The organism is Noviherbaspirillum album, assembly GCF_035916955.1.
In the GTDB taxonomy this organism is placed as follows: Bacteria; Pseudomonadota; Gammaproteobacteria; order Burkholderiales; family Burkholderiaceae_D; genus Noviherbaspirillum; species Noviherbaspirillum album.
The window spans coordinates 1-1,114 of the sequence record NZ_JAWIIV010000120.1; the positions used below are offsets into that span (position 1 = coordinate 1).

General features: G+C 58.4%; 1 protein-coding gene. It reads left to right on the plus strand.

The features are described 5' to 3' along the window. Positions 1–11: 11 nt before the first annotated feature. Positions 12–968 (plus strand): IS5 family transposase, encoded by a 957-nt coding sequence (locus RY831_RS32975; RefSeq protein ID WP_326510497.1) that lies wholly within the window; start codon positions 12–14, stop codon positions 966–968. Positions 969–1,114 lie beyond the last annotated feature (146 nt).

Consider the following 1,114-nt stretch of genomic DNA (forward strand, 5'->3'; position numbering starts at 1 on the left):
GAAATCTGACGATGAAACAACAAACGCTGGCACAAGGCAGCTTCGAGCTGTACCGCAAACCGACCAAGCGCGAGAAGTTCCTCAACGACATGGAACAAGTCATTCCGTGGCAAGCGTTGCACGACTTGCTGGTGCCGTATTACCCAAAGGCGGGCAATGGTCGGCCACCGGTGGGTTTGATGAAGATGCTGCGCCTACACTTTCTGCAGCATTGGTACAACTTGTCCGATCCGGGTTTGGAAGAGGCATTGTACGAATCCGAGAGCATGCGCCGCTTTGCCGGTATCGACTTGGGATGCGAGCCGGTGCCCGACGAAACCACCATCCTGCGCTTTCGCCGCATGTTGGAAGAGCATGACCTGGGCCGGCGCCTGTTCGCCGAAGTCGGCCGCATTCTGCAAGAGCGAGGCATCAAAGTGTCGGGCGGCACGATCGTCGATGCCACCATCATTGCTGCGCCGTCGTCGACCAAGAATGCGGATAAGAAGCGCGATCCTGAAATGCGCTCGACGAAGAAAGGAAACCAATGGCATTTCGGGATGAAACTGCACATTGGCGTTGATAGCAAGACGGGCTTGATCCACAGTGCGGCGGCCAGTTCGGCCAACGTGCACGACAGCGAAGTCCTGCCCGATCTGTTGCATGGGAACGAGACGCGTGTGTATGGCGACAGCGCGTACCGGGATCAGGCACAAACGATACGCAGGAAGGCGCCGCACGCAAAGGACTTCACACAAGCGCGTGCCTACCGCAACCGGCCATTGACCGAGAGTGAGACCACGGCCAACCGTACCAAGTCCACGACGCGTGCGAAGGTTGAGCATCCGTTTCTGGTCATCAAGCGGCTGTGGGGATTTGCGAAGGTGCGCTATCGCGGCATTGCGAAGAACGCCACGCGCGCCTATGTTGCCTGTGCGCTAGCGAACCTGTTTCTGGCGCGACGGTGCGCTGCGCTGCAAAGGGCGTAGTCCGCCCACTGCGCTCCGGGGCGCGCTAAAGCAGCGCATACCGGGGTGTCGAAGGGAGAACTGGCGCTTGGTTCTATCGACAGTACGCAATATCGATCAATGTTTAGACCCATGACTCCCGATTTCCAGACTTGAGCAGAGGTTCC